This window comes from Klebsiella sp. PL-2018, from assembly GCF_019048985.1.
GTDB classification, from domain to species: Bacteria; Pseudomonadota; Gammaproteobacteria; order Enterobacterales; family Enterobacteriaceae; genus Klebsiella; species Klebsiella michiganensis.
This window is the reverse complement of sequence record NZ_CP077673.1, coordinates 4,824,005-4,840,252: the sequence shown is the minus strand read 5'-3', so window position 1 is coordinate 4,840,252 and position 16,248 is coordinate 4,824,005. Positions and strand designations below refer to the sequence as shown.

Below are 16,248 nucleotides of genomic sequence, written 5' to 3'. Positions count from 1 at the left end.
TTTAAGCCATTTCATAATCAGAGGCGGCACGTAAAAGCCGTTCTCGTGCCTCCTGGTAATCCGGTAAAGATGATGCGCCCTGCTTTTCGACGCTGACGGCGGCGTAGGCTGCCGCAAATCGGGCCGCGCTATGCAGCGGATCGCCGCAGGCCAGACGCGCCGCCAGCGCGCCGTTAAAGGCATCGCCCGCGCCGGTGGTATCGCGGGGATGAGAAGGAAAGCACGGAACAGGGGATTTCACGCCCTGCTCGCTCAGCAGGGCGCCCTTAGCGCCGAGGGTGATAATGACGTTGCGCGCGCCCTGGGCATGCAGCGCATCGACGGCCTCGGCCGCGGCCGCCAGAGAGTCAACCCGGCGCCCGGTCATTAACCCGGCCTCCGTCGCGTTCGGCGTGAGCAAATCCACTTTGCTTAGAAAGGCGTGCTCAACGGGCTGCCAGGGAGCGGGATTAAGCACCACGAAGGCCCCGGCTGCTTTCGCGGCGTCAACGACCTGTTCAATGGCGGAAAGATTATTCTCCAGCTGAACCAGCACCACATCCGCGCAGCCGATAGCGGGAATGCAGCCGGCGATTTCATCATCGGTCACCGTCATATTCGCGCCGGGGTCGACGGCAATCATGTTTTCGGCATCGTTGCCGGCCACATAAATCAGCGCATTGCCGGTGGGGACCTCTTCGGCGACCAGCAGCGTCACGGCGTTAAACCCCACGCTCTTCAGATGACGACGGGCAAAATGGCCGAAGGTATCATTGCCAATCTTGCCGATATAGTGGACATTCGCCCCCGCTTTTAGCGCGGCGGCGGCCTGGTTCGCCCCTTTTCCGCCGGCGCTGGTCATGCTCCCGCAGGCCACTAACGACTCGCCCGGCACCGGGAAGCGCTCCACTCTGGCCACCATGTCGAAATTGAATGAACCAAAAACACAGACTTTTCCTGACATCATTCGCTCCTTTATACGTGCTCGGGGGAGTGCAGCGCGGCGGACAGATCCCGGGACATTTTTTCCCAGGCCTGCTCGAGCGGCATATCCGGGCGGAATAAACCGCTGCTGCCCATCACCAATACTTGCGCCCCGGCTCCCAGCAGCTCACGGTAGGTGTTGCGGTTGCATGAGCCGTCGACTTCCAGCAAGAAGTTGAGGCTGCGGCTCTCTTTTAGCTGATGAAGCTGCGCGATTTTGGCGGTCATTTCGGGAATAAACGGCTGACCGGCATAGCCCGGATCGACGGTCATCACCGTGACCTTATCGAGCAGATGCAGATAGTGCTGGATGCTCTCAACCGGCGTGGCGGGATTAAGCACCATCCCCACCTCTTTCCCCGCCTGGCGAAGCATATTGATGACCCGAAAAGCTTCGCGGCAGATGGTTTCCGGATGTAGTGAAATGGCGTCTGCTCCGGCTTCTATCAGCGCCGGGATAAACGGGGCGGGCTCTTCGACCATCAGGTGGACATCGATGGGAAGCGACGTATAGGGCCGAATCTGCGCCACAAAGCTGGCCGATAGCGCCAGGTTTTTCACATAGTGCCCGTCCATCACGTCGACGTGCAGCCTGTCGGCTTTGCCGTTTAAAAAGTGCAGCTGTTCCGCCAGCTTCATCATGTCCATACACATGAGCGAGGGAGAAAGGTAATAACGCATAAGGCCTCTTTTATTCCGGTAGTGGCTGATTTCAGGCAAAGTCTGGCCCTGCCGCGGGAAGCAGCGTTTCGACAATGCGCGTAGTCACCGTCACGTCATGACGGCGTACTCAGGCGATCTGTAGCCCGACGTTATGCCAGGTCATCTCTTTTTCCAGCAGCGGATCGACAAACTTTTCGGTGATTAAACAGTCCAGCTCGCCCAATCCGCCGATCCGTGCGACGCCTGTTCGCCCCAGCTTGCTGCCGTCGACCAATGCCACGGTCTGACGGGCGGCCAGCATCATCTGTTTCAACAGGGCGGCGTGGGCTTCCGTACCCGCATATAAACCGCTATCGCGCTCCAGCCCCTGGCAGGAGAAAAAGAGCGTATCGACGGCGTACTCGCGCAGCGTTCGTGAGGCGGTTTCACCGAAGAACGACTCCTCGGTCGGGGAAAAATCGCCCCCCAGTCCCACGAGATGCAACGAGCGTCTGCTCATCAGCGTTTGCAAGATGCGGATAGAGGGCGTGATAACCGTTAGCGCCATCTCCGGCATCTGCCGGGCCAAAAACCAGCTGGTGCTGCTGCCGTCCAGGACGATGGTCTGTCCCGGCTGGAGGCACTGCAGCGCTTTGCGGGCAACGCGCATTTTTCCTTCGCTGTGCAGCAGCGTTCTCTGCTGAAAGCTTCCCTGGCTATCTTCGACCGGCAGGGCGGGCGACGCCGCTCGGATCGCCGGCAGCGGGTTCTCCGCCGCCAGCGCTCCGCCATGGCTCCGATTTAAGATCCCTTTCCGTTCCAGCTCGCTCAGATCGCGGCGAATCGTTTCCCTGGAGACCCGAGTCGCTTGCGCAATCTCATTCACCCGCATCACGCCGCGTTGGCCCAGCAGTTCAACAATCAAACGATGACGTTCCAGCGGCAACATAGCTCTCTCCTGAAGTACATAATCAGATTACCTTTCCCTTGCGCAGGGCGTTGAGACCTCCGGAATATCCGGCGAAGGCGACCGTTTTGTCGCCGGTCAATGTGACAGCGTACGCATTTTGGCGTCATATCCGGCAGCGGTTTCGCTCTCTCGCCCGTTATTCAGGCATAAACAAAAACAAACAAAAATAAATGCAATATTGCCTTTGCGCCCGTTTATGCCCGTTTACGCCCGTTCATCAAGGGCTTCGCTCATTTCTCGTCTGCTAATTAAAAGCAAATGAAAATAAAAAAATGCTAATTTGATCACGTTATTTTCATTTGATGCGTTTTTAAATGGATTTAAGCCGAGTAAGAGCATTAAATGAAAGCAACTAAAAACAAAGAGCAGGATAAAACCATGAATGAAACAACCCGTCGTTTTGCACGTTTAGTCGACCTGAGCGCAGTCCAGGCCACCAGTACCGAAGCGGACGTTCGCGCCTGCGCCGAGCTGGCAACCCGATACAACATTATTTCCGTCCACGTTCTGCCCTGCTGGACGCGTTTTCTCAGTACGCTGCTGCCACAGCAGGGGACGGGAGAGGTGATGATTGGCGGGCCGGTCGGCTTTCCCGGCGGCGGGCATGCGACTGACACCAAGGTTCAGGAAGTGCGGCAGCTGATTGCCGATGGCGCCCGCGAAGTGGATATGGTGGTGAATATCGGCAAAGTGTTATCCGGCGATTATGACTATGTGCGCGAAGATTTGCGCCGCGTGGTGGAGGCCGCCGCGCCGGTACCGGCGAAGGTGATCCTCGAAACGCACTATCTCAATGAGGAGCAGATTCGCCGCGTGTGCGATATCGCCGTAGAGGTGGGGATGAAGTGGGTCAAAACCTCCACCGGCTGGGCGCCGACCGGCGCGACGGTGGAAAAAGTCAGCATTATTGCCGACCAGCTTAAAGGCCGAATCGATATCAAAGGTGCCGGGGGGATTCGCGATCTGGCAACGGTGCGCGCCCTGTACCAGCTTGGCGTCCGCCGCTTTGGCATGAGCCATGGCGCGGTCACAAAGGTGCTGGCTGAACTGGAGCAGCACCCGGAACGCTTTCCCGAGCTGAACGCCGATTAAACTGAGAGACCGCGGGCCTGATGGCCCGCCTTAAGACGTCACCGGAGTCAGTGATGAAAGATAAAATACTCACGATTGATGTTGGCACTGGCAGTACCCGCGCCGCTCTTTTGCGCGTTGACGGCACGATGGTCGGCTTTGCGCAAAGAGAGTATGAACAGACCACGTCGCGTGCGGGTTGGTCAGAACAGGCCCCGTCTTTATGGTGGCAGGCCGCCTGCGACTGTATACGCGAGGTGCTTTACCGCTATCCTGAAACGGCTGCGCAGATTGCGGTTATTGGCGCCTGCGGGCAGATGCACGGCACCGTCCTGCTGGACGATCGCGGCGAGCTGGTGGAGGACAGGGCGCTGCTGTGGAATGACAAGCGCAGCCAGCCGCAGGTGGAAGCTTTTACCGCGCGCGAAGGGCGGGAAAAGTGGCTGGCGCATTTAAATAATCCACCCGCGGCGGCGTGGCCCGCTTTCAAATTAGCCTGGTGGCGTGAACATCATCCGGAGCGCTGGCCGCAGCTCGCCAAAGTGTTAATGCCGAAGGACTATATTAATTTCATGCTGACCGGCGCCCTGGCGACCGACTATAGCGAGGCGTCCTGCTATTTCCTGATGGACAGCGAAACCCGCGCCTGGTCTTCGCAAGCCTGCGAAACGTTTGGCCTGCGGGTCGATCAGCTACCGGACCTCAAACTTTCCAGCGACATTATCGGCCAGGTAACCCCACGCGCCGCCGGCCTGACGGGCCTGCCTCCAGGGATCCCGGTGGTTGCCGGTACGTCGGACATGGCGGCCTCTCTGCTGGGCTCGGGAGTATATGAGCCGGGGATGGCGTCCGACTCCACCGGCACGTCGACGCTGATCACCGTGGTGTCGCCGCGGCCGTTACGCCACCCGCTGGTCAATAACCTTCATCTGGCTAACGCGGCCTGGGGCGGATTTACGATTCTCGACGCCGGCGGCGATGCCGTCCGCTAGGCGCGGCTGGCGCTTGCCGATAACCAGATTACCCACCCGCAGCTTTTGCAGGAAGCGGCGGCGGTGCCGGCCGGTGCGGAAGGGCTGCTCTTTCTTCCCTATCTGACGGGAGAGCGCCTGGCCGAACACACGAACTCGCGGGCGCAGTTCTTCGGCCTGCAGCGCAAGCATCGCCGCGGTCATTTATTCCGCGCGGTCCTGGAAGGGGTGGCCTTTGCGTCCTGGCGCAATCTGCGCCAGCTGCAGGCGTGCGGGCAATATCCGCAACAAATGATCGCTTCCGGCGGCGGCGCGCGAAGCCCGCTGTGGCTTGAAATCAAAGCCGCGGCGTACAATCTTCCGATATTATCTACGCGCAACCAGGAGAATGGCGTCACCGGATGCGGTATTATCGCCGGGGTTGGCGCGGGGCTGTACGCGGATTTTGCCAGCGGCGTGAGGCAGACGGTGCAGTTCGGTAAGCTGATTTCGCCGGATCCCCGTCTGCGGGATTATTACCACGCCTGCAGCGAGCTTTTTGATACGCTCTACCGGCAATCCGCCGCCTTATACGACAGGCTGGATGCCCTGAGCGCAGGACCCGACTGATAAGCAACGGTAAGCCAGCGCCGCGTCGCGCGTAACGTGCCGTAAATAAGAGAGAGGCAGAATGTTTGCAGAAGAAAGACAGGAGAAGTTGCTCAGTATTCTCAGGGAAAAACGCAAAGTGGCTGTTTCTGAGATGTGTGACGTCTTTAATGTATCTGGCGCCACCATTCGTGCCGATCTCCGCCAGTTGGAAGAGGAGGGACTGCTGACCCGTACCCACGGCGGCGCCGTCCTTCGCACGCGGGCGAGCTTTGAACAGGCGTCGGACGCGCGTGAAATTGTCAACCTCAGCGCGAAAGAGCGGATCGGCCAGCGCGCAGCGGCGCTGGTTGAGGATGGCGACATTATCGTGCTGGATACCGGCACAACGACCCTGCATATCGCGCGCAATATTCGCGACCGACAAAACGTCACGGTGGTCACCAACGATTACCAAATCGCCCGCGAGCTGGAAGCCAGCCCCTCGATTCAAACCATTCTGCTGGGCGGGATCGTGAAGAAGGGGTACCACTGCGTGGTGGCGATCAACGGACGCTCTATTCTTGATACCCTGAACGTCGATAAAGCGTTTATGGGCGCCAATTCGCTGTCGCTGAAACACGGCGCCTGCGTGGCCGATATCATGCTGGCAGAAACGAAACGCGGCATGGTTGAACACGCCAGCCAGGTGATTATCGTCTGCGACTATAGCAAGCTGAATAATACCTCGCTTGCCCAGTTTACCGCCGCGGATCGGATTGATACCGTGGTGGTCGATCGTCTGCCCGATGACGTTCAGGCGTATCGTAATGCCGGCATTCAGGTGATCTCCCTGGATGAAGAGGCGCACCTCTAGCGTTCTGTTCCGGCAGAGGCGCACCGATCCGGAGTACTACGGTAAAGGGCTCGGTATTGCGCCGCGTATCAATCCGGCGCTGGAGAAAGTGACGGCTTCTCCCGAATATAGCGCAATTAAAGCGCGCTGGATTAAAGCGTCGTTGATAGTGGCGTACAGGAAAGATACCCCCTGAAGGGTATAGCCCCTCAAACGTTCCTGTATGCCATCGGGAGCATCGGCTTATCCGTCAACGAACAAACGGTTACTGGTTCTCTCCCTTTTTAAAAGTTTTCAATACATTATGCGCGTAGCTAATATAATTCTTAGCGCGCGGACATTTAAAATGTAACGCGAAACTTCTGAAAAAGATGTCCAATGAAATAAAAAGTGGATTTTATTTCAATCTTTATGTCAGAATCGCGTTATGGCAGTAAAAACCATATTTTATATATTGTCATTATGCAAGCCATAATGAGCGGATACTAACGAACGCTACAGAAATAACATTCTGAGGCGTTGTCTGATTATTCGCATGGAGAATTATCGTGATGCTATCCTGTCTTAAAAACCTCGCTGGTGATTATATAGGATATAAATCATATGGCAGGAAGAATAAATGAGTTCGATGACAAATAGCCTGGAAAGATTAAGGAAGGAAAAGGAGGAGATAAAGCGACAGCGGCGTGAGTTTAAAATAAAATTCGTGTGCTTATATGTCTCAATATTGTCACATCTAAAAGCAAATCCTGGTAATAAAGTTACTAAGGGTTCTTTTGGTGATGCTAAAAAAATCACCGTGGCAAACGATGGTTTCTTTTTTGATATTAGTTTCAAATATGACTACGCAAGAAATAAAGTGCGGATTATTGTATCTGAAGAAAGCCTGTCGCTGAAAGTCAGGCTCACCCTGCGGCTGACGGCATCAAAAGCGAAATGGCGCATTGTAAAAATATCCCATAAAAAGTTTAAGTATATTTTTAGAGTCATGAAGCCACAGCTGATTGAGGAGCTTATCGTCTTTTTGATCCGCTATCTGTAGATATTTCCTCTCCGCCAATGGGCCAATGAGCCGGGATGCTCGCTTCGATCGTTCTTCCGGCTGCAGGTTGGATATTTCCTGCCGCGAGTTCCTCCTGGTTTGAGTCGATGAGAATGTCATTAAACGGCATTACTCAATAAAGCCCCCATTAATGCTGTTTTTTCCCGCTTTTACCCCTTTTATCGCCCGGGTTTTCTGGTGGGATGAAGTTGCCAGGGTGATTTCTTAACTCCTTGTAAATAAATGAAAAAGTATCATTTTTGTCATGAATGCCTCTGTCAATCACATTTCCTCTGTTGCCAACTTTAAATCTGTAAAAGTAGACGTTTGTCGACTTTTCATCTAAAAAGTTGGGGGAAGGGACTAGACAGGACCATTATTAGGTTATCAAATGGTTAAATTACGTCACATTAAATGTGAATGATTGGCCTTGTGTATAAAAGGCCAACACGCTTTCCGCTGCGTTAAAGCGCTGCGGACATCTTTGGGAGAAGTTATGCATTCCTCTGTTAATAAAAATGAAACTCGGACCTTTTTTGGTCATCCTTACCCCCTCGGTTCGCTGTTTTTCACCGAAATGTGGGAACGGTTCTCGTTTTACGGTATTCGACCATTACTGATCCTGTTTATGGCGGCCACCGTCTATGACGGCGGGATGGGGCTGGCGCGCGAGAACGCGTCGGCCATTGTCGGGATCTTTGCCGGGACCATGTATCTTGCCGCACTGCCCGGCGGCTGGCTGGCGGATAACTGGCTCGGGCAACAAAAGGCGGTCTGGTACGGCTCGATTCTGATCGCCCTCGGCCATCTCTCCATCGCGCTGTCGGCGGTGATGGGGGATAGCCTGTTCTTTATCGGCCTGATGTTTATCGTGCTCGGTTCCGGCCTGTTCAAAACCTGTATTTCGGTGATGGTCGGTACGCTGTACAAGAAAGGCGATGCGCGCCGCGACGGCGGCTTCTCGCTGTTCTATATGGGCATCAACATGGGGTCGTTTATCGCCCCGCTGATCTCCGGCTGGCTGATTAAATCTCACGGCTGGCACTGGGGCTTCGGCATCGGCGGCATCGGGATGCTGGTCGCGCTGATTATCTTCCGCGTCTTTGCCGTTCCGGCGATGAAACGCTACGACAGCGAAGTCGGCCTCGACTCCACCTGGAACAGCCCGGTAGTGAAACGAAACGGCGTCGGCGCATGGCTGCTGGCGCTGACGGTCGGCGTGGCGGTTATCATCGCGTTGATTGCCCAGGGCGTTATCGTGATTAACCCGGTGGCGGTCGCCAGCGTGCTGGTCTACGTGATTGCGGCGTCGGTGGTGCTCTATTTTATCTACCTGTTCGTCTTCGCCGGACTCAGCCGCAAAGAGCGCGCCCGCCTGCTGGTATGCTTTATCCTGCTCATCTCCGCCGCCTTTTTCTGGTCAGCGTTTGAGCAGAAACCGACCTCGTTTAACCTGTTCGCTAACGACTATACCAACCGTATGCTCGGCTCCTTCGAGATCCCGGCAGTGTGGTTCCAGTCGATCAACGCCCTGTTTATTATTTTGCTGGCGCCGGTATTCAGCTGGGCATGGCCTGCGCTGGCGCGCAAAAACGTCCGTCCGAGCAGCATCACTAAGTTTGTTATCGGTATTTTATGCGCGGCGGCGGGCTTTGGCCTGATGATGCTGGCGGCGCAAAACGTCCTGAGCAACAACGGCGCGGGCGTTTCGCCGATGTGGCTGGTGGGCAGTATTCTGATGCTGACGCTGGGGGAGCTGTGCCTTAGCCCGATTGGCCTGGCGACCATGACCCTGCTGGCGCCGGAAAGAATGCGCGGCCAGATGATGGGGCTGTGGTTCTGCGCCAGCGCCCTGGGTAACCTGGCGGCGGGCCTGATTGGCGGGCACGTTAAGGCCGATCAGCTGGATATGCTGCCTGACCTGTTCGCACGCTGCTCCATTGCGCTGCTGATCTGCGCCGCGGTGCTGTGCCTGCTGATTGTTCCGGTTCGCCGGATGCTGGAAAACACCCGCAGCGACAAGCCGCAGGAGCCCGCGGCTAACGCGTAATCCCGCAAAAACCCGGCGCGTTCTGCGCCGGGTTTATCCCTTAACGGTAAACAATACCGCCATCGATCAGAATCGACTGACCGGTAACATAATCGGAGTCCGGGCCTGCCAGATAAGAGACCAGGCTTGCCACATCGTCCGGCGTTTCGGCGCGGCCAAGGGCGATGCCTTCCACGTATTTTTTATAGGTTTCGCCCACCGGCGCACCGGTAATGTCGGCGAAGCGCTTATCGATCTCGGTCCACATTCCGGTTCCCACAATCCCCGGACAGTAGGCGTTTACCGTGATGCCGCGGCTGGCGTACTCTTTCGCCGCTGCCTGCGTCAGGGCGCGTACGGCAAATTTGGTGGCGGAATAGACGCCCAGCAGCGCGAAACCATCATGACCGGCGATAGAGCAGGCGTTGATGATTTTCCCTTTCTGCTGACGATCGATGAATTTTTTCGCCGCCGCCTGAATGCCCCACAGGGTACCCTGAACGTTGATGCGCATGATGCGGTCCACTTCTTCAGGCGTCACATCGGCCAGCGCCTGAACCTGGGCGATCCCGGCGTTGTTCACGATAATATCAAAGCCGCCGAGCTGTTTTTCCGCTTCATCAATGGCGGCGTACACCTGCGTGCGGTCGGCTATGTTAGCGACGAAGGTGGCCGCTTTGCGCCCCAGCGCTTCCACTTCGGCGGCGACGGCGGCAATCCCTTCCGGGTTCACGTCGACCAGCATCACCGACGCGCCGTCTTTAGCCAGACGCAACGCGATACCGCGACCAATGCCCTGACCGGCGCCGGTCACCAGCGCAACTTTATTTTCGATAGCCATGTCTGTACTCACCTTGTACTGATTAATAAACCAGGGAGGCCCGCGGCCGATGTCGTCGTAGCCGCTGCGGCGAATGGCACTACTCTATCGGGCGCAATAAGCGTGGCCTACCCCCCTGATGGGGGGGATAATGAGCGTACGGACTGGATTTAAGGAGTAATCGCGGTATGGCTTTTTTACCCTCGGCGGATGATTCACTGACAGCGTTTGTTCATCAGGAACCTTTACGTTTCACCGGGACGCTGCCGCTTATTTCCACGCGCTTTACGCCGCCCCGTACGCCGGAAAGCCTGCTGTCGCGGGAGCGCCTGCTGCAGCGCCTCGACGGCGCCGTCTCCCGCCGTTTAACCCTGCTGCGCGCGCCCGCCGGGTTTGGCAAAACCACTCTGCTGGCGCAGTGGTACCGGCACCGCCTTCGACAAGGGGATGCGCTGGCCTGGCTGAGCCTTGAAGAGGACGACAACGCGCCGCTGCTGTTTATGCGCTATCTACAGGAGGCGCTGCGGCCGCTGTGGCAGGGGTGGAGCCCGTCGTTTCTGCATCTGTTACAAGACGATCTTCCGGTCGAGCTCCCCCTGTTCTTTGCTGAGCTCGTTAATCAGCTTAATCAGTGCCCGCACCCGCTCTACCTGATCCTCGACGACTATCAGTGCATCAGCGACCCGGCGATTCATCAGGGAATGAGCTGGCTGCTGCACCATGCGCCGCCGGCGCTGCATCTGCTTATCGGTAGCCGTAGTCAGCCGCCTTTAGCCCTGAGCCGTCTGCATATGCAGGATCAGCTGCTGGAGGTCTATGACCCGGAGCTGCGCTTTAACCCCAGCGAAGCCCGCGCTTATTTCGCCGGCGCGTCGGGACTGGATCCGCAGGCGATCCCCCGGCTTATCGCGCTCACACAAGGGTGGGTCGCGGGAATGAAAATGGCCGCGCTCTCCCCGGACGCGTCTACGGCGATGGGCCTTGGCGCCGGCTCGCGGTCAATCTCCCGCTATCTGGATGAAGTGATTTTCGCGCCGCTGCCGCCTGAAGTATTCGACTTCCTGCTGCATACTTCCGTGCTTAATCGCCTGCATCCGGATCTGTGCGATGCCGTCTGCGGCCGCCATAACGGCGGCGAGATGCTGAGGTGGATAGCACAGCACAATCTGTTTCTTTCCGCGCTGGACGACAGCGGCCGCTGGTTTCGCTATCACCCGCTGATGCGCGACGCGCTGCTGCATCGCCTGCGCCACGGCGGGGAAATTGATATTCGCCAGCTGCACGATCGCGCCAGCGCCTGGTTCGCCTCGCAGCAGCTGTGGGCCGAGGCGATACGCCATGCGCTGGCCGCCGGAAAATCGGCGGCCAGGGATGCGGAAGCGGGCGCGCAGTCTCTGGCGGAGGAGGGGGATATCGATACCCTGGTACAATGGATACGCTACCTGCCAGCCAATCTCGACCCGTCGCGCATCGAGCTTCAGCTTAATCTGGCCTGGGCGTTAGCCCACCGCTTTCGGTTTAGCGACGCTCGCCAGCTGCTCGACGCCATTGAGACGCAATCGGCGGCGCATGGCGGGGCGCTGGCCCACAGCTCGTGGGTGAAGCTGCGGGTCGTTCGCGCGATCTGCGAAGCCTTTGCCGACAATATTGCCCGCAGTATCGCTATAGTCGAACCGCTGTTGCGCGAGGTGCCCTGCGGCGATATCTGGGTTGATGGCCTGGTGTGTAACATCCTCAGCTACTGCCATCTTGCGGACTCCCGGCCGCAGCAGGCGCTGGAGGTACAGCAGCGGGTATCCGGCGTCAGCGTTGCTAACCGCAACCTGTTCGTGACGGTCTACCGGGCCTTTGTTATGGCGCAGAGCTATTTGCGCCAGGGGAATCTTGCCGAAGCGGAACGTCAGGCCGCGGGGGCGCTGCGCTATGCGGAGCAGCATACCGGCGAGAACGCCAGCAGCGGCGCTACCCTGGCGCCCATTCTCGCCGAGATCGCCTGGGAGCAGGGGAAGGGCGAGCAGGCGCAAAGCCTGCTGGTTCCGCGTCTGGAGACCATCGATAGCTTCTGTCCGCCCGACGGCCTTAGCCGCGGCTATATCATCCTGGCCCGTCAGGCCCGTGAAATGGGGAGACTGGCGGAAGCCGAATCACTATTACTGCATGCCGAAGGGCTGGCGGCCCAGCGCGGCTGGCTGCGGGCGCAGGCTCCGCTGCTGGCGGAGCGGATTGCCGTTGCCCTTCACGCGGGCGACAAACTGGCCGCCGACGCGCTGCTGCTTCGCCTGCAGACCCTTAGCCAGACGGAGGCTGCCGGCGGATATATCGCGCTCAGCCAGAGCCGTCTCCTTATCGCCGCCGGCGAACCGCAGGCCGCCGCCCGGCTGTTGGATACGCTGGCCGGCGTGCGGGAAACCAGCGGCGAGTGGCTATTCGCCGTGCGTTTGCGGCTCAAACAGGCGCTTGCCCTCTGGCGTGCCGGCGAGCGGGAGCAGGCGATGGCTGTCTGCCGACCGGCGCTTGCGCGCGCGCTGCGTCAGGGGCTGTGGCGCAGCCTGCTGGAGGGGAGGGAAGAGATGGCTGCGCTGCTGGCGGAGATGCACAAGCGCGGCGCGGCGGATGATGCGCTGACCGCCGATATCGTCGCTTTGCTGTCCCGCTTCGCCGCCGCCGGTATCGTGATTGATACGGCGCGTCCGCAGCCGCCCGCGCTGCGGCTGACTGAACGGGAGCAGCAGACCCTGCGTTTGATTGCCAACGGCCATTCCAACAAGGGCGTGGCGCGCGAGCTGGGCATTTCGGCGGAAACCGTCAAATGGCACCTTAAGCAGCTGTATGAAAAGCTGCAGGTGAAGGGGCGCATCCAGGCGGTAAACCAGGCGCGCGAATGGCGCCTGTTAAGCTAGCGCGATGGGGCGTTCTCGCTCAGCGCCGGGCCGCGATAATCGCCGCCCAGCGCTTTAATCAAGGTGATATCGGTGCTGAGCCGCTGGGCCTGGATATCCAGCAGCAAAAGCTGCTGCGCGATGGCCGGGCGACGCGCCTCCTGCGCCGCATAGTAGCTGACCAGCCCGCGCTGATGGTGCGCGCTAGCGCTGCGGGTGGTCACCATCGCCGCCGTCACTTTCTGCTGCTGCAGGGCGGCCTGCTGGTTCAAATCGTTCAGCTGGCTCGAGCTAATCGCCACGTCGCGCACCGCGTCCAGCACCGCCTGGTTGTACTGCTTAATCAAAATATTGCTCGCCGTACGCGTCGATTTCAGGTTGGCGTTTAAGCGCCCGCCGTCAAACAGCGGTAAATAGAGCCCCGGCAGTATATTGATCTGCTGGAATGAGGACTTAAACAGATCGCCGACGCTCAGCGCGTTGTAGCCCCAGAAGGCCTTGATATCAAAGTGCGGGTAAAAGGCCGCTTTTGCCGCGTCCACCTGGCTCATGGAGGCGCTAACGTAGCCGCGCAGCGCCTGCAGGTCCGGGCGGCGGGCCAGCAGCTCAAACGAGAGCGAGTCCGGGAGCGTTTCCTGCAGCGTCGGCAGCGCCACGGGGTGAATCTCCGGCATGCTATGCGCATCGGCGCCGATCAGCGCCCGCAGGGTTTCCCGGTACTGCGTCAGCGTCCCCTGCGCCGTAATCACCTGCTGCTGCGCCGCCAGCAGCTCCGCCTGGGCATTGGCGACATCGACGCTATCCTCGACGCCGCGCGCGGTACGATGCTCGTGCGCCTGCACCGAGAGGCGGGCGATAGCCTCCAGCTGGTTGAGTAATTCGATTTTCTGAAAAGTTGCCTGCATCGCGAAATAGAGCTGAGCCACGCTGCTGGCGAGATCCAGCTCGATACCGGCGGTCTCCGCCTGGCGGGCGTTCTTTTCGCCAATCGCGGCGGCGACGCGGGCGCGGTCGGCGCCCCATAAATCGATATTCAGCGTCGCTCCGACGCCGACCGTGTTCAGCGTGTACCAGGGGCCGTTTTTATCCACAGGCAGGGAGAAGGAGTAGGGCCAGGTAAACTGTTTATTGGTTACCCGCAGGCGGTTTTGCGCCGCCACGGCGGTGGCCTGAACGCCCATTGCCGACTGCGCCAGCTCAACCGTGGACTGCGATTGCGAAATACGCAGCCGCGCCGCCTGCATGGTGGGGGAGTTCTGCAGCGCGCGATTAACCAGCATATTGAGCTGGGGATCCTGATAGCCTTCCCACCACCGCGCCGTCGGCCAGCCGCTGTTCGCCAGGTGGATCACCTGCGCCAGCTCGGCCTGCTGCGGGTTGACCAGCGGTACCTGGCCGGGATCGTCCTGAATTAACGCGCAGCCGGCTAATTGCGTGAGGGCGAAGGCAAGCGCCAGGGAGCGCCAGACGCGCGGAAGAGGAGTGGTTTTCGTCATGATCGGGTTGCCTGTCGCGGAATAACGGAAGACGCAAGCGGCCACGTGGGCAGCGCGGCCAGCGCATTGACCAGCGGCGCGCCGAACGGATTCGCCGGATCCGGCTGCTGCGCCTGAACGCGCTCAACGGTATTTTGCTGCGCATCGATATCGCTGGCATAGGCTTCAAGCCGCCGGGCGCAGCGGGCTAAAAAGGTATCTTCCGGCGCGGCGTAGAGGCGATAGCCTTCGCTGAGGCGCAGGATCTCCTCTGCCTGACGAAAGGTTGCCCGCGCCGGCCAGCTTTTGGCTTCCGGCCACGGGTGCGCATAGGTTCCCAGCGGCTCGGCGGCCACCCGGTTGATTAAGGTTTCGCTCTCGGTCAGCGCGGCAAACAGCGGTACCTGCTGAACCTCATCGTCGCGGGCGGCGAGGGTTTGCGCCAGCTGGCGATACAGCTGGGCCAGACGCGCTTTCAGCTGCGGCGCTTCGCTATCGGGCCATAAATAGAGATGAACAATGGAGGAAACCAGCACGCCGAGCAGGATGCCGATAACCCGGTCGCGCAGCTCGGTAAGATTGCTGAGCGGACCAAACCAGCTCAGGAACGCCAGCGCGAAGGTAAAGCCTATCTGAATGCCGGCGTAGGCGATGCGCTCCGACCCCGCCGCAATCCACGCTGCCAGCGCGAAGACCGGTAGGGTCATCGCCAGCAGGCCGCTCAGCGAATCGGTCCAGGGCTGCACAAAGACGATCAGAAGCAGCGCAATCAGCGTGGCCAGCAGCGCGCCGCCGATGCGTAGCCACGTTTTCTGCATGGTGGCGCCCAGGCCCGGCTGGGCGACGATCACGCAGCTCAGCATGATGGTGTGGATGCCCTGCCAGTCGGCGGCGGTGTAAAAAACGTAGCACAGCAGCGTCGCCAGCAGCGTTTTCAGGGCAAAGTGCAGATAGGCCGGATTGGACCACGCGTCCGGCAAAAGCAGCGGCGCTTTTTCCACTTCGCCCTGCGGCAGCGGGATGGTTTCGCCGCGCGCCAGCCGCGCCAGAACCTCGGCGATCTCCTGCAAAATGGCGCTGTTGGCGCCGTCGCGCGGGACAATCAGCGGCTGGACCTCCGCCGCCGCGGGCAGATTATCCGCCAGCGCGTTAAGCTGGCTGGCTATCCGCCGACGCGCATCGGGATGGTCGTCGCCCGGCTGGAGCAGCGCCGTCAAATGAGAGCAGCTCAGCGCGGCGGCCATCAGCGACTGCCAGGCCTGCGGGCTGGCGGCAATCTCCGGCGTGGCGCGCGCGGCCTGCTGATACAGGGACCGCAGTTGGTTAAACTGCCCGGCAATCTCGGTAACGGTGGGCGGCGGCGTGCCATCGTCCGGCTGGCTCAGGCGCCGCGCTGTCTGGCGGAGCATCACCACCAGCCGGGCTTTGAACTGATAGCCGGGAAAGGCCTGCTGGAAACAGGCGTTGACCAGCAGGGTCACCAGAATGGCTGTGTTGATCGCCACCCATAGCCACAGCAGCAGGCGCACCAGAATTTCGCTCTGGCTGGTCATCGACGGGAAGGTCTGGGCATAGATGACCGCCAGCGCCACCACGAAAAACGCCAGCCCGAGCTTGCCGAGCACCCGCATCAGGTAAATGGCGCAGAAGAACAGGATCACCGAGGCGACCAGGCGGATCAGCGGATAGTCATAGGTCCACTTGATAATCAGCAGCACGCCGCCCAGCGCGACGCTGACGGTCACCACGAAAACCACGCTTACCAGTTTGATCATCAGGACGTTCGGCTGGCTGACGTAAAACACCACGATCAGCGCGACGGCGAGGAAGGGAATATGCAGCGTCATAAACAGCACAATCAGCACCGCGCAGCTGAGCGTCAGGCGCAGGGTGTAGTTCGCCCGCCCCGGCGCATCGCGGAGTTCCCGGGTCAGAAAGGGCCACAAGCTCTGCATGCCGTCTC

Annotated in this window: 12 protein-coding genes and 1 pseudogene; 7 read left to right on the top strand and 6 right to left on the bottom strand. The window is 59.4% G+C overall.

Features of this window, described 5'->3' with window-relative positions:
- Position 1 precedes the first annotated feature (1 nt).
- The 3 genes from MKleb_RS22685 to MKleb_RS22675 all read right to left on the bottom strand — a co-directional run bounded on the left by MKleb_RS22685 (position 2) and on the right by MKleb_RS22675 (position 2,554).
- Positions 2 to 943 (bottom strand): ribokinase, encoded by a 942-nt coding sequence (locus tag MKleb_RS22685; RefSeq protein WP_217076775.1) that lies wholly within the window; start codon positions 941 to 943, stop codon positions 2 to 4.
- 11 nt (positions 944 to 954) lie between these two features.
- On the bottom strand, positions 955 to 1,644 hold the full coding sequence (gene alsE / locus MKleb_RS22680) for a D-allulose 6-phosphate 3-epimerase (RefSeq protein WP_014839469.1): 690 nt from the start codon (positions 1,642 to 1,644) through the stop codon (positions 955 to 957).
- A gap of 109 nt (positions 1,645 to 1,753) precedes the next feature.
- Positions 1,754 to 2,554 carry a DeoR/GlpR family DNA-binding transcription regulator gene (locus MKleb_RS22675; protein WP_046876704.1) on the bottom strand — a complete coding sequence of 267 codons (801 nt, stop codon included), beginning with the start codon at positions 2,552 to 2,554 and terminating at the stop codon, positions 1,754 to 1,756.
- Positions 2,555 to 2,917: 363 nt separating this feature from the next.
- Here MKleb_RS22675 and deoC point away from each other — a divergent pair, with 363 nt between their 5' ends.
- The 6 genes and pseudogenes from deoC to MKleb_RS22645 all read left to right on the top strand — a co-directional run bounded on the left by deoC (position 2,918) and on the right by MKleb_RS22645 (position 9,132).
- Complete coding sequence (deoC, locus tag MKleb_RS22670; protein ID WP_046876706.1) at positions 2,918 to 3,667, top strand: deoxyribose-phosphate aldolase; 750 nt, start codon at positions 2,918 to 2,920, stop codon at positions 3,665 to 3,667.
- Positions 3,668 to 3,720: 53 nt separating this feature from the next.
- Positions 3,721 to 5,226: pseudogene (locus MKleb_RS22665) on the top strand (xylulokinase).
- A gap of 61 nt (positions 5,227 to 5,287) precedes the next feature.
- Positions 5,288 to 6,061, top strand: coding sequence for a DeoR/GlpR family DNA-binding transcription regulator (locus tag MKleb_RS22660; protein WP_009654966.1), 774 nt, complete (start codon positions 5,288 to 5,290; stop codon positions 6,059 to 6,061).
- Positions 6,042 to 6,236 carry a type 2 periplasmic-binding domain-containing protein gene (locus MKleb_RS22655; protein ID WP_170873298.1) on the top strand — a complete coding sequence of 65 codons (195 nt, stop codon included), beginning with the start codon at positions 6,042 to 6,044 and terminating at the stop codon, positions 6,234 to 6,236. Before MKleb_RS22660 ends, MKleb_RS22655 begins: the two co-directional genes overlap by 20 nt.
- 423 nt (positions 6,237 to 6,659) lie before the next feature.
- Complete coding sequence (locus tag MKleb_RS22650; RefSeq protein WP_025106037.1) at positions 6,660 to 7,082, top strand: hypothetical protein; 423 nt, start codon at positions 6,660 to 6,662, stop codon at positions 7,080 to 7,082.
- A 496-nt stretch (positions 7,083 to 7,578) separates the two neighbouring features.
- A complete protein-coding gene (locus MKleb_RS22645) occupies positions 7,579 to 9,132 on the top strand; it encodes a peptide MFS transporter (protein ID WP_004124798.1) in 1,554 nt (517 codons plus the stop codon).
- 40 nt (positions 9,133 to 9,172) lie between these two features.
- Here MKleb_RS22645 and MKleb_RS22640 read toward each other — a convergent pair whose 3' ends face one another.
- Complete coding sequence (locus MKleb_RS22640; RefSeq protein ID WP_025106038.1) at positions 9,173 to 9,952, bottom strand: acetoin reductase; 780 nt, start codon at positions 9,950 to 9,952, stop codon at positions 9,173 to 9,175.
- A gap of 167 nt (positions 9,953 to 10,119) precedes the next feature.
- Here MKleb_RS22640 and MKleb_RS22635 point away from each other — a divergent pair, with 167 nt between their 5' ends.
- Positions 10,120 to 12,831, top strand: coding sequence for a LuxR C-terminal-related transcriptional regulator (locus MKleb_RS22635; protein ID WP_033836473.1), 2,712 nt, complete (start codon positions 10,120 to 10,122; stop codon positions 12,829 to 12,831).
- Here MKleb_RS22635 and MKleb_RS22630 read toward each other — a convergent pair.
- Both MKleb_RS22630 and MKleb_RS22625 read right to left on the bottom strand, forming a co-directional pair.
- Positions 12,828 to 14,306 (bottom strand): MdtP family multidrug efflux transporter outer membrane subunit, encoded by a 1,479-nt coding sequence (locus MKleb_RS22630; RefSeq protein ID WP_025106040.1) that lies wholly within the window; start codon positions 14,304 to 14,306, stop codon positions 12,828 to 12,830. The genes MKleb_RS22635 and MKleb_RS22630 overlap by 4 nt on opposite strands.
- Positions 14,303 to 16,240, bottom strand: coding sequence for an FUSC family protein (locus MKleb_RS22625; protein ID WP_025106041.1), 1,938 nt, complete (start codon positions 16,238 to 16,240; stop codon positions 14,303 to 14,305). The genes MKleb_RS22630 and MKleb_RS22625 overlap by 4 nt, the downstream gene beginning before the upstream one ends.
- Between the last annotated feature and the right edge of the window lie 8 nt (positions 16,241 to 16,248).